The following is a 12,904-nucleotide window of genomic DNA, read 5'->3' on the forward strand; positions in this document are numbered from 1 at the left end:
TGGGGCTCCGAAAGATCATGAACAAAAATAACCTTCAAACCAGTGGTAGGTCGGCGCCGATAAGTCGGCGTCTCGGTGCTTTTTCGATTGGCCTGTTTGCCGCCATCTGCTCGATGCAGGTGCCCGCCGTCGAGATCGCGCAGTCGCCCATGTATGTCGGCAGTGATGTGCCGGGCAATCTGGTGCTGGTTCCGTCGGTGGAATATCCGACCATTCATAGCCAGGCCAATATCGGTGATTATTCCGATGCCCGGCGCTACTCAGGCTATTTCGACCCAACCAAGTGCTATCTGTATAGCTATAGTGACAATGAGCCTGACCGGTATTTCTACCCTATAGGGCTGGCGACGGACTTCAAATGTACTGCTGCCAAGCAGTGGAGCGGAAATTTCATGAACTGGGCAGCTACCCAGACGATTGATCCGTTCCGCTCGGGTTTGACCGGTGGCTACCGGGTCAAGGATACGGCGACCGAGACATGGCTGGAGAAAGCGCGGCACGCACCGGGTTATGGCGGCTATGCCAATCGTCGTCTTCCGGCGTCAGGTAATAATGCCACTCTGGTTGCCAGTGCCACGGGATCTACCTGGTCGAATTTCACCCTCAAAATCGAGGGGCTGGGTAACCAGATGCAGTTCACTTCCACTGGTACTTCCGATTTTGGAGATTCCAAGAAGGTGCTGTCCTACGACCCCTCGAAGCATACCTTGACGACTGGGAGCAAGGGCGACGAAGGCAAGGTGTATCAAGTCAGTGTGCGGGTCAAGGTCTGCGATACCTCTGTCAAGCCGCTGGAAAGCAATTGCGTGAAATATTCGGGGTCTTACAAGCCCGAGGGGTTGATTCAGGAGTATTCAAAGCGCATCCGCTATAGCATCTTTGGTTTCCTCAACCAGTCTGGCAATGGCCGGAACGGTGGCGTGATGCGTGCGCGACAGAAGTTTGTCGGCCCGAACAGCTATTATCCCGAGAATGGTATTGCAACGAATGTCAATGCCGAATGGGACGCAGCAACAGGCGTGCAGGTTCGCAATCCTGATAGCAGGGACGCGACGGCTACGGGTTACGGTGTGGCAGACAGTGGTGTAATCAACTACCTGAACAAATTCGGGCAGATGACGTCAGCCAGCCCAAAAAGCAATGACCCGGTTAGCGAGCTGTACTACGCTGCGCTGCGCTATTTTCGAAATCAGGGGAATATTGCTGAATACAGTAATATCAGTACCAACAGCACTGCTACCAGCTACAGTTACGCGGATGGTTTTCCTGTAATCACCGATTGGGATGATCCAATTCGCTATTCATGCCAGGTGAACGCCGCCCTGGGTATTGGTGACGTGAATACCCATGAAGACAGGGATATCCCGAATGCGCCAGACAAGGACTATGATCTTGCGGTGAAATACACGCAGAAGATCTTTGATCTGGAGGGGATAGCCAAGAAGGCCAATGCGGGCTCTTTCAGTGGGCGTGGAAATTCGGCGTTCATTGCGGGCTTGGCGTATTACGCCAACACCAACGACATCCGCGCGGATAAAGCTGGCGCTTTGAACACCATTGGTACGCAGAGCCTGTCTACCTATTGGGTAGATGTTCGTGAAAACCAGGTTCTGGAGCCCAAGGAAAACAATCAGTATTGGTTGGCGGCCAAGTACGGCGGTTTTGATGTGCCGCTTGGTTTTGACCCGCTGACGACTACCGCGTTGCAGGAGTCCTGGTGGCATAAAAATCTGGATTACCTGACCAGCGGTACGGGCGGTGGTGTCACCAGCACCAAAAACAACTATCCGCGCCCGGACAATTTCTATGTCGCCAGCGAAGCCGACAAGATGGTCGCCAGTCTGCGGCAGGCGTTCGAAGCCATCGCCAAGAAGGCGGAGGGTTCTGCCAGCTCATTTGCTGCGAACACCACCAAGCTCGAGGCCGGTGCCCGTACTTTTCAGGCGCAGTTCGTCACGGGCCAGAAGCGCGAATGGGCAGGTCGTCTCTATGCCTATGATGTCGATACGGATACCCGTGCCCTGACCCAGGCCTGGTCGGCGGCCGATCAGTTCCCGGTCTGGGGGCCGACCAATGCCACCACCAATGCCCGAAAGATTTTCTACAATAGTGGCGGCACGCTGACTGCGTTCCAGGGCGCGGTTGGTGGTCTTTCCGCGGCGGTGGTCAATTACCTGCGCGGTGATCGTTCTGGTGAGCAAAGCAATGGCGGTACGTACCGTAATCGGGTGAGTCTGCTGGGCGACATCGTCAACTCGCAACCAGTATATGTGGGTAAGCCCAATAGCCGTCTGTACATCAACAGTGCGTTCGCAGGTGCCAGTACTTACGCCGCGTTTGCATCCGCGCAGGCTACCCGCACCCCGGTCGTATATGTGGGGGCCAATGACGGCATGTTGCACGGGTTCAACGCCGATACCGGCAGGGAGTTGTTTGCCTTCGTGCCTACCGAGGCGATGGCTCAGCTGTCTGGTACCCAGAAGTTCACCGATCCGAACTACGAACATACCTATACCGTTGACGGTGCAATGACCGCGGCAGACTGGTACGACGGTTCGCGCTGGCGTACTGCTGTGGTCGGTACCATGGGGCGTGGCGGCAAGACCATCTTCGCCTTGGACGTCACCAATCCGGCCTCCCCCACATTGATGTGGGAGATCAGCAATGCAGCGCTAGGTAACAACCTCGGCCAGCCCATTGTCTCCCAGGTTGCCAGTGGCGACTGGCGCGTTGTGTTGGGCAATGGCCCCAACAGCGCGGACGGTATTGCCAAGCTGGTTACGATCAACCTTACCAATGGCAATGTCTCGACCATATCCACCGCGGTTGGCGGCGACAACGGATTGTCTGGCATAAATGCCTGGTCCGCCGCCGGCAATGGTCTGGTGGATACGGTGTATGCGGGCGACCTCAAGGGCAATGTATGGCGCTTCAAGCTTGCTGCCGGAACCGCCAGCCTGTTGTTTGCTGCTGGGGCAAGCAAGCCGATCACCGCTGCACCGTTGGTAGCAGTGAATCCCAAGACCCTGCAGACCTGGGTTTTCTTGGGAACTGGTCGTTACCTGAATTCGGCTGACCGTGCCAACAAGGATGTGCAGACGTGGTATGGCCTGATCGACAAGGGCTCGACTATTTCGGGCACCACCGGCATGAAGCAGGTGGGCGTCATCGCCGAGGGTAAGTCGGACGATGGCTATGATCTGCGTGCGCTGGAGCGCGTGTCGGCACCGGGCGCGGACGGTTGGTATATGAACCTTCTGCCGTCCACGGGTGTCGCTGCTGGTGAGCGCATGGTTGTTCCGAACTTCTTCCAGGGTCTGACCCTGGTGGGCACGACACGTATTCCTGATTCGGATGATGTTTGCAGCCCGACCGGCAAGGGTTACACGATGGCGATCGATCCATTTACCGGTGGCCGGCTTTCCGGTGGCTTCTTCGATGTGAATGGCGATGGCGTGGTCGACGGCAAAGATTCATTGGATGGCGTGCCAGTATCGGGTATCGGCTACGGAAGCAGCCCCAACAACCCTATCTTCATCGGCGACACCATGTATACGAGCTTGGACGACGGTTCTTACAAGAAGATCAAGACCAATAACAATAATGGCAACATCAAGCGCGTTTCGTGGCGCGAGTTGGTCGGGGAGTAACGGGGATGAACAGCATGGTTCGTGTGCAGTGTAGGCATGGTGCAACCTCTCGTGAGGCGGGCTTCACCCTGGTGGAGTTGATGATTGTTGTTGCGATCATTGCGATCCTTTCAGCCATCGTCTATCCCAATTATCGGGAATATGTGGTCAAGGCGCGGCGTACTGCGGTTGCAGGTTGCCTGCAGCAGCATGCGCAAACCATGGAAAGGTTCCACACCACCAACCTGACTTATGTGGGGGCGCCTGCACCGGTTTGTGAGGCCGATTTGAACAGTTTCTACGTTGTTGGCTTCCAGGGTGGGGATCCAACCGCACGTGCCTACATTCTGCAGGCGGTACCAACATCCAGTCAGAAGGATCCGAAGTGCGGGACGCTGAGCCTCAATGCGCAAGGTGTACGTACCAAGAGTGGTACGGCAGCGCTTGCCCAGTGTTGGTAACGTCACAGTCATGAGGAAAAGCCCGCCAGCAATGGCGGGTTTTTTTTGGGGGTTGACTGGTGTTGGGGCCTTGGCGAGGTGCTGTTGTACACAGAAAACACAAAGCCCACCTTTCGGTGGGCTTTGTGTTTTTTTATCTGGCGCCCGAAGTTGGACTCGAACCAACGACCCCCTGATTAACAGTCAAGTGCTCTAACCGGCTGAGCTATTCGGGCGGGGAGGCGAATTCTACTCAGCGAAACGGCGGAGTGCAAGACCTGTGTTTCATCGTGGGCAGTTTCGCGTGCCGTCGGCTCGCGTGTTGCGCACGCGGCCGCTGTTGTTGATGATCACGCTGGCATGCAGGGTGCCCTGGTGGTCGCACAGGACGATGGTCTGATTTGAGCCCGCGCTGCGTCCATCGGCGAGGTAGCGCAGGTGGGGGCGTCCAGATGAGCCGAGTACCCTTAGGTGCTCCTGTCTGGTGTCCATGGTGACGCGGATGATGTCGATTTGGGTGTCGGGCATTCCATCGCCGTCCGGGTCCAGAAAAATCAGCCAGGACGTCCCCCAGTCACTGTCTTGGGAGCAATGGCGGCCATTGGTCGTTGGGCAGATCTGCGTGGTCTGGCGGCGCCACAGGGCGGTCGCGCGCGCCAGATGCAGGTGGGCCACCAGCGAGTTCTGGACGTTGATTGCACGCTGTCTGCGTAGCGAGAGCTGCAGTTCCGGCAGGGCAATGGCGGCAAGTATCGCCACTGCCGCAACCCAGGCGATGAGTTCGATCAGTGTGAAGCCGCGTCTGGGCCCGCGCTGGCAAGGGGAGGAGGGCTGGACTGGCATTGGATTCTAGGCGGCGCGGAAGTACAGCGTTGCCGAAGATGGCTGTTGTTGCGCTAGCCGGGATCTGCGTCTGAACCTGGGTTTAGCGCCTGCCGCGGCGTGGGCGTCCGGCTCGCTATACTGAAATGTCCCTAAAGCAGCGTTGACCTCATGTCCGACAGCTTTCAGCTCGTATCGCCGTATTCGCCTTCCGGTGACCAGCCGGCTGCCATCGAAAAGCTGGTGGCCAACTTCGAGGCGGGCATCGCCAAGCAGACGCTGCTGGGTGTGACTGGCTCGGGCAAGACCTACACCATTGCCAATGTGGTGCAGCAGGTGCAGCGCCCGACGCTGGTGATGGCGCCGAACAAGACCCTGGCGGCACAGTTGTACGGTGAGTTCAAGGCGTTCTTCCCGAACAATGCGGTGGAGTACTTCGTCAGTTACTACGATTACTACCAGCCCGAGGCCTATGTGCCGTCGTCGGATACCTTCATCGAGAAGGACAGTTCGATCAACGAGCACATCGAGCAGATGCGCCTGGCGGCGACCAAGACCTTGCTGTCGCGGCCGGATGCGATCGTGGTGGCGACGGTGTCGGCCATCTATGGCCTGGGCGCGCCGGAGGACTATCTGTCGCTGCGCCTGATCCTGTCCAAGGGTGAGCGCATCGATCAGCGTGACCTGATCAAGCATCTCACCCAGTTGCAGTACACCCGCAACGAGTACGAATTGCAGCGCGGCACCTTCCGCGTGCGCGGCGAGGTGATCGATGTGTTTCCGGCTGAGTTGGATAGCGAGGCGCTGCGCATCGAGTTGTTCGATGGTGACATCGAGCAGCTGAGCATGTTCGATCCGCTTACCGGCGAGAGCCTGCGCAAGATGCAGCGCTACACCATCTATCCAAAGACCCATTACGCCACCACGCGCGAGCGCGTGCTGGCGGCGGTGGAGACCATCAAGGCCGAGCTGAAGGAGCGATTGGAGCAGTTGTACGCGCAGAACAAACTGGTCGAAGCGCAGCGCCTGGCGCAGCGTACCCAGTACGATCTGGAAATGATGGCTGAGGTTGGCTATTGCAACGGCATCGAGAACTACTCGCGGCACCTCACCGGCAAGGCAGCTGGCGATCCGCCGCCGACCCTGTTCGACTACCTGCCGCCGGATGCGTTGCTGGTCATCGACGAGTCGCACGTGACCATTCCGCAGATTGGCGCCATGTACAAGGGCGACCGTTCGCGCAAGGAGACCCTGGTCGAATTCGGTTTCCGCCTGCCTTCGGCGCTGGACAACCGTCCGCTGCGCTTCGAGGAGTGGGAGGCGCGTTCGCCGCGTGCCATCTATGTGTCGGCGACGCCGGGTCCGTACGAGCTTCGCGAGTCGGGCGATGACATCACCGAGCTGGTGGTGCGCCCGACCGGTCTGATCGATCCGCAGGTGGAGATCCGCCCGGTTGGCACCCAGGTCGATGATCTGATGTCGCAGGCGACTGAGCGCATCAAGATGGGTGACCGCGTGCTGGTCACAACCCTGACCAAGCGCATGGCCGAGAACCTCACCGAGTACTTGAGCGAGCACGGCATCCGCGTGCGCTACCTGCACTCGGACGTGGATACGGTCGAACGCGTGGAAATCATCCGTGATCTACGCCTGGGCAAGTTCGATGTGCTGGTTGGCATCAACCTGCTGCGCGAAGGCTTGGACATGCCCGAGGTGTCGCTGGTCGCTATCCTCGATGCCGACAAGGAAGGCTTCCTGCGCTCAACCGGCTCGCTGATCCAGACCATCGGTCGTGCGGCGCGCAATGTGCGCGGCAAGGCCATCCTGTATGCCGACAAGATGACCCGTTCGATGCAGGCGGCGATCGACGAGACCGACCGTCGTCGGCAGAAGCAGGTGGAATACAACGAAGCGCATGGCATCGTGCCGCAGTCGGTGGTGCGGCCTATTGTCGATATCCTTGAGGGCGCGCATGAGGAAAGCTCGCCGAAGTCCGGTGCGAAGGGCAAGGGGCGTCGCGTCGCTGAGCCGGAGGCGGATTACCTGCCACTGGAGCCGGCCAAGCTGGCTGCACGCCTCAAGGAACTGGAGCAGACGATGTACCAGCACGCCCGCGATCTGGAGTTCGAGGATGCTGCGCGCATACGCGACCAGATCCATCGCCTGAAGGAAGCCAATCTGGGCTGAAGCGGCCCGGTGTGAAATATTTCGAGAAAACGGTTGTTCTTCGTGAAGAGCAGGGTTAAGATACGCGCCCTCGCAGCGAAGAAATTGTTGCTGAGACGGGCGGTTAGCTCAGCGGTAGAGCACTACCTTGACATGGTAGGGGTCACAGGTTCGAACCCTGTACCGCCCACCACTTCCTCGGGAAGTGGCCACGAAAGCCCGGCGCCGGCCGGGTTTTTTGTTTCCAGGTGATGTTATGCGTTGCGGTATGGCTGATTCGGCCCTTGTGACGTAGAAAGGCTTCAAACGGGCGGTTAGCTCAGCGGTAGAGCACTACCTTGACATGGTAGGGGTCACAGGTTCGAACCCTGTACCGCCCACCACTTGAAACCAGGCGGCAGCGACGGTTTCGGTGGATTCACGTGACGGACGAATCAGGCCTTCTGGCCTCGCACTTGCGCTCCGTCTGCCCCGGCAACCCGGGTCTCTCCTGTTTGTTCAGCGGAATCTTCTGCGGCCATTTTGCGTGCGCGGTTTGCAGTGCGCTATTTCGCGTCGGGCCGTTCCGTCTGTGGGCTTGCCGCTCCGTCTGTCGCGACAGCGCCTTCATCCGCTGCGCGGGAGTATTGGCTTGCCTGGCGCTGTGAGGTCCTCCGATGTTAGAGGTGGCTGGATGCTGCGTGCGCTGCTATCCGTTGGCCTGGTTCCATGGGCTGGTCGGTTGCCCTGTTGAATATTCGTTGAGGTGGTGTGATGTCCAGCCGTAGGCAGTTTCTTGCCCAGCTTTCTGTTGGTGTTGGTGTGGCGGCATCCGTGAAGGTCGGGTTGTCCGCGCCGCTGGTGGCGATGGCCGAGCCACAATGGCGCGTGCCTGCTGAGGAGGCGCCGCAGGAGCGTGTATTTCTCGCCTACGCCGCATCCAAGGCGGTCTGGCGCGACTGGGCCGGCGCGGTGAACAGGACGGTTGCGCTGCTCGCCAGGACGATTTCCCGCTATCAGTCGGTCACCGTTCTGTGCCGCCAGGCGCAGGAGGCTGAGGCCAGGCGCGCCTGCGGCACAGTCAATATCCACTACATGCCCATGCCGCTCGATGACATCTGGGTACGCGACTACGGTGGCTGCTTCGTGCTCGGGCGCGAGGCGCAGCTTGGATTGGTTGATTTCAACTTCAATGGCTGGGGGCGCAAGCAGGCCTTCGCGGGCGATACCGCCGTGGCGAAAACCTTGAGCACGGATCTGCACGCACGCTATATACGCAGTCGCCTCACCGGCGAAGGCGGTGGCATCGAAGTGGACGGTGATGGCACGGCGATCATCACCGAGAGTTGCTGGGTCAACGACAACCGCAACCCGGGCATGAGCAGGGCGCAGATCGAGGCAGAATTGAAGTCGTTGCTCGGCCTGCGCAAGATCATCTGGTTGCCGGGGATCAAGGGGCAGGACATCACCGATGCCCATGTTGATTTCTATGCGCGCTTCGCTGCGCCGGGTGTGGTCATCGCCAATCTCGACAACGACCCCGAGTCCTATGATTTCGCGGTTACCCGCCGTCATCTGGAAATTCTCAATGCGGCTACCGATGCGTCCGGGCGGCGGCTGCAGGTGCATACGCTGTCACCGCCGCAGGAGCCCCGCGACAACATGTATACGCGCGAAGCCGACTATGCGGCTGGTTACATCAATTTCCTGCCGATCAACGGTGCGGTCATCGCTCCCGAGTTCGGTGATGCCGAGGCGGATGCGCGCTGCAGGGATCTGCTGAAGTCGCTCTATCCGGGGCGTGAGATCGTCCAGCTCAATATCGACCCGATCGCGGCCGGTGGCGGTGGCATTCACTGTGTGAGCAAGAATCTTCCGGTTTTTGGTGGGGCACGGCGCCAGTTGGACGTGGCGGGGCCTTGATGATCCGCGGATGTCCGGTCGCTTCGGTGGGGCTGGATGGCTGGACCGTTGGTTGCTGATGATGGCTGTCGAGGCCTTCCCTTAGTTGCCGGTTTCGCCGGTTTCGCCGGTTTTGCCGGGGCTTCGGGGCGATGCGAGGTTGCTTGGTTGGCGTGGCTGGGGCGCCTCGATTCTGCTGAAGCCCGGCCGCGGAGGCCGGGGCTCAGGCTTCTGGCGCTGAGGGCAGGGTGCGGCGCGGACAGTCCCAGAGCAGGTTTGCCCTGATTGGTTTAATATCTCCCTAACAACCCCTTCGGCAATCGAGGTGGCCCGCGCAAAGCGCCGGCCGAGCGTGTGACATGAGCACTACCATCGCCCACTGCTGATCTCCGCCACCGCCCTGTTGCAGGCGCCGTCGTGGCGCTTTTTTATTGCCCGAAACTCCATGAAACTCCCTTGAGACAGCGCCTGTCAGCGCTGTTTCCAGCCCGCCCGGCGGGTCGTGACCTTTGGTGAACCCCATGATCAACATCACTCTCCCAGACGGCAGCGTCCGTCAGTTCGAAAACCCGGTCAGCGTCATGGACGTTGCCCAGTCCATTGGTGCAGGTCTGGCCAAGGCCACCATTGCCGGCGCCGTGGATGGCGTGCAGGTCGATGCCAGCGACGTGATCGATCACGATGCTTCGCTGCGCATCATCACCGCCAAGGACGAGGAGGGTGTGGAGATCATCCGCCACTCCTGCGCCCACCTGGTTGGCCACGCGGTGAAGCAGCTGTACCCGGAAGCCAAGATGGTGATCGGCCCGGTCATTGCTGAAGGCTTCTACTACGACATCTACAACGAGCGCCCGTTCACGCCGGAAGACATGGCGGCGATCGAGAAGCGCATGGGCGAGCTGATTGCCCAGGATTACGACGTGATCAAGAAGGTCACGCCGCGCGCGGAAGTGATCGACATCTTCAAGGCGCGTGGCGAGGACTACAAGCTGCGCCTGATCGAAGACATGTCCGACGACGTCACCGCGATGGGCATGTACTACCACCAGGAATACGTGGACATGTGCCGCGGCCCGCACGTGCCGAACACGCGCTTCCTGAAGTCCTTCAAGCTGATGCGCATCTCCGGCGCGTACTGGCGCGGCGATGCCAAGAACGAGCAGTTGCAGCGTATCTATGGCACCGCCTGGGCCGACAAGAAGCAGCTCGAGGCCTATATCAAGCGCATCGAAGAAGCTGAAATGCGCGACCACCGCCGCATCGGCAAGCAGCAGGACCTGTTCCACCTGCAGGAAGAGGCGCCGGGCCTGGTGTTCTGGCACCCGAAGGGCTGGTCGATCTGGCAGGTCGTCGAGCAGTACATGCGCAATGTCTATCGCCAGAGTGGTTACGGCGAAGTGCGTTGCCCGCAGATCCTCGACGTGAGCTTGTGGAAGAAGTCCGGCCACTGGGACAACTACCAGGACAACATGTTCTTCACCGAGTCGGAGAAGCGCACCTATGCGCTGAAGCCGATGAACTGCCCGGGCCACGTGCAGCTGTTCAACCAGGGTCTGCATAGCTACCGCGACCTGCCGATCCGTTACGGCGAGTTCGGTGCCTGCCATCGCAACGAGCCGTCCGGCGCGCTGCACGGCATTCTGCGCGTGCGTGGTTTCACCCAGGACGATGGCCACATCTTCTGCACCGAGAGCCAGGTCGAAGCAGAAGTGACGGCCTTCCACCAGCAGGCGCTGGCGGTGTACAAGGCGTTCGGTTTCGAGGAAATCCAGATCAAGATCGCGCTGCGTCCGGAGTCGCGTCTGGGTGACGACGAGACCTGGGACAAGGCCGAGGGTGCGCTGCGCACCGCGCTGTCCAGCTGCGGTGTCGAATGGCAGGAGCTGCCGGGCGAGGGTGCGTTCTACGGCCCGAAGATCGAGTACCACCTGAAGGATGCCATCGGCCGTACCTGGCAGTTGGGCACCATGCAGGTCGATTTCATGATGCCGGGCCGTCTTGGTGCCGAATACGTGGACGAGAGCAGCCAGAAACGCCATCCGGTGATGCTGCACCGGGCCATTGTTGGCTCGATGGAGCGTTTCCTGGGCATTCTGATCGAGCAGCACGCCGGTTCATTCCCGACCTGGCTGGCGCCGGTGCAGGTGATGGTGGCCAATATCACCGACGCCCAGGCCGATTACGTCGAGGAAGTTCGCAAAAGCCTTGCAAATCAAGGCTTCCGGGTTGACGCCGATTTGCGCAACGAGAAGATCGGCTATAAGATTCGCGAGCATACGCTGCAGCGCGTACCGTACCTGCTGGTCATTGGTGACCGCGAGAAGGAAAACGGGGCCGTGGCGGTACGCACGCGGTCCGGTGAAGACCTTGGTTCGATGTCGGTTCAGGCCTTCGTCGAACGGCTGCAGGCAGAATTGAAGCATTGAAGTAAGTAGGGCCCCGGCCCCGGCGGACACTCCGCAGGGCCGGTACTAATCCACTTGGAGATTGCAATATCAGTATCCCTGACAACAAACAGAACCGCCGTAATCAGGAAATCCGGGTGCCGCGCGTACGCGTGATCGGCAGTGACGGTGAAATGATTGGCGTGTTGTCGCGCGACGAAGCGCTGTCCATGGCCGAAGACGAAGGCCTGGACCTGGTTGAAATCCAGCCGCAGGCCGATCCGCCGGTCTGCAAGATCATGGATTTCGGCAAGTTCAAGTTCGAAGCGCAGAAGAAGGCCAACGAGGCCAAGAAGAAGACCAAGCAGGTCGAGATCAAGGAAGTGAAGTTCCGTCCGGTCACGGACGAGGGCGACTACCAGATCAAGCTGCGCAAGATGCGCGGTTTCCTCGAAGAGGGCGACAAGATCAAGGTCAACATCCGCTTCCGTGGCCGCGAAATGAGCCATCAGGAACTGGGTCGCGAAATGGCCAACCGGATCGAGGCTGATCTGGGTGAGGACATCGTGATCGAGTCCCGTCCGCGCCTGGAAGGCCGGCAGATGGTCATGATGATCGCGCCGAAGAAGAAGTAAGCCGTCGGCCCTTGGGCCTGCTGCTTTGCTGAACAGGGAGGGGCTTCGGCTACCTCCCTGTTTGTATGCCTGTTCAGCAATTTTGAGTGCCAACCCGCTTGCAGTTTGCAAGTGGCTGGTGCGCAAGGCATAATGGGCGGCCCGGTTCGCCGGGTTTGTTGTTTGCTTCACCCAGGACCTGCCTGCCTCCAGTGGGAGCGTGGGCTTTAAACAGACAAGGGCAGGGACGGAAAGTGTGGGTAAAACCACCGCCCAGTCAGTGAAAAGAGACCATCAAGGACATAGCAATGCCCAAGATCAAGACCAACCGGGCGGCGGCCAAGCGTTTCCGCAAGACCGCCTCCGGCAAGTACAAGTGCGGTCACGCCAACCGTAGCCACATCCTCACGAAGAAAGCGACCAAGCGGAAGCGTAACCTGCGTCAGACGAATCACGTCCGCGCAGAAGACGCAGGCCGTCTGGACCGTATGCTTCCCTACCTCTGAGGACTGAACCATGGCACGAGTAAAGCGTGGTGTGCAGGCGCGCCGCCGCCACAAGAAAGTATTGGATCTCGCCAAGGGCTATTACAACGCCCGTCGCAAGGTCTTCCGCGTTGCCAAGCAGGCAGTCATCAAGGCACAGCAGTACGCCTACATTGGCCGTAAGCAGAAGAAGCGCAATTTCCGTTCGCTGTGGATCACCCGCATCAATGCGGCTGCCCGCATCAACGGCCTGAGCTACAGCCGTTTCATGAACGGCCTGCTGAAGGCCGGTATCACCTTGGATCGTAAGGTTCTGGCTGATATCGCCGTGCACGACGCAGCCGGTTTTGCCGCTCTGGCAGAAAAGGCCAAGGGCGCACTGGCGGCATAAGTTCTTCCTGCAGCAGTTGTAGCGTTCACGCGCAGCGGCTGTGGTGAGACAATGCATGGGGAAGGGCGCAAGTCCTTCCCCATTCTTTTTTG

General features: G+C 59.6%; 9 protein-coding genes and 3 tRNA genes. 10 read left to right on the forward strand and 2 right to left on the reverse strand.

What is annotated here, in order from left to right:
- Positions 1-17: 17 nt before the first annotated feature.
- Entirely contained in the window at positions 18-3,650 is a 3,633-nt protein-coding gene (locus ACVOLL_RS08430) for a pilus assembly protein (RefSeq protein ID WP_481512487.1), read from the forward strand.
- A 5-nt stretch (positions 3,651-3,655) separates the two neighbouring features.
- Positions 3,656-4,090 (forward strand): type IV pilin protein, encoded by a 435-nt coding sequence (locus tag ACVOLL_RS08435; RefSeq protein WP_481512488.1) that lies wholly within the window; start codon positions 3,656-3,658, stop codon positions 4,088-4,090.
- 138 nt (positions 4,091-4,228) lie between these two features.
- On the opposite strand, the gene ACVOLL_RS08440 is transcribed toward ACVOLL_RS08435, so the two are convergent.
- Together ACVOLL_RS08440 and ACVOLL_RS08445 are read right to left on the reverse strand one after the other, a co-directional pair.
- Positions 4,229-4,305 (reverse strand) — tRNA-Asn (locus ACVOLL_RS08440).
- A 49-nt stretch (positions 4,306-4,354) separates the two neighbouring features.
- On the reverse strand, positions 4,355-4,912 hold the full coding sequence (locus ACVOLL_RS08445) for a GspH/FimT family pseudopilin (RefSeq protein WP_481512489.1): 558 nt from the start codon (positions 4,910-4,912) through the stop codon (positions 4,355-4,357).
- A gap of 150 nt (positions 4,913-5,062) precedes the next feature.
- Between ACVOLL_RS08445 and uvrB the strand changes: the two genes are divergently transcribed.
- From uvrB to rplT, 8 genes are all read left to right on the forward strand, one after another.
- Positions 5,063-7,078, forward strand: coding sequence for an excinuclease ABC subunit UvrB (gene uvrB, locus ACVOLL_RS08450; protein ID WP_481512490.1), 2,016 nt, complete (start codon positions 5,063-5,065; stop codon positions 7,076-7,078).
- A gap of 97 nt (positions 7,079-7,175) precedes the next feature.
- Positions 7,176-7,250 (forward strand) — tRNA-Val (locus tag ACVOLL_RS08455).
- 115 nt (positions 7,251-7,365) lie between these two features.
- A tRNA-Val gene (locus tag ACVOLL_RS08460) sits at positions 7,366-7,440 on the forward strand.
- Positions 7,441-7,810: 370 nt separating this feature from the next.
- Positions 7,811-8,959 (forward strand): agmatine deiminase family protein, encoded by a 1,149-nt coding sequence (locus tag ACVOLL_RS08465; RefSeq protein ID WP_481512491.1) that lies wholly within the window; start codon positions 7,811-7,813, stop codon positions 8,957-8,959.
- A gap of 500 nt (positions 8,960-9,459) precedes the next feature.
- A complete protein-coding gene (thrS, locus tag ACVOLL_RS08470; protein WP_481512492.1) occupies positions 9,460-11,364 on the forward strand; it encodes a threonine--tRNA ligase in 1,905 nt (634 codons plus the stop codon).
- A gap of 68 nt (positions 11,365-11,432) precedes the next feature.
- The gene (gene infC / locus ACVOLL_RS08475) at positions 11,433-11,957 is read left to right on the forward strand and encodes a translation initiation factor IF-3 (RefSeq protein ID WP_313319538.1); all 525 of its coding nucleotides are present in this window, start codon (positions 11,433-11,435) and stop codon (positions 11,955-11,957) included.
- A gap of 287 nt (positions 11,958-12,244) precedes the next feature.
- Positions 12,245-12,442 carry a 50S ribosomal protein L35 gene (gene rpmI, locus ACVOLL_RS08480; RefSeq protein ID WP_002811096.1) on the forward strand — a complete coding sequence of 66 codons (198 nt, stop codon included), beginning with the start codon at positions 12,245-12,247 and terminating at the stop codon, positions 12,440-12,442.
- 10 nt (positions 12,443-12,452) lie between these two features.
- Positions 12,453-12,812: a 50S ribosomal protein L20 gene (gene rplT / locus ACVOLL_RS08485; RefSeq protein ID WP_054657697.1), complete on the forward strand. Its 360-nt coding sequence runs from the start codon at positions 12,453-12,455 to the stop codon at positions 12,810-12,812.
- The last annotated feature ends 92 nt before the right edge of the window (positions 12,813-12,904 follow it).

The sequence above is a fragment of the Stenotrophomonas sp. STEN035 genome, assembly GCF_056759935.1.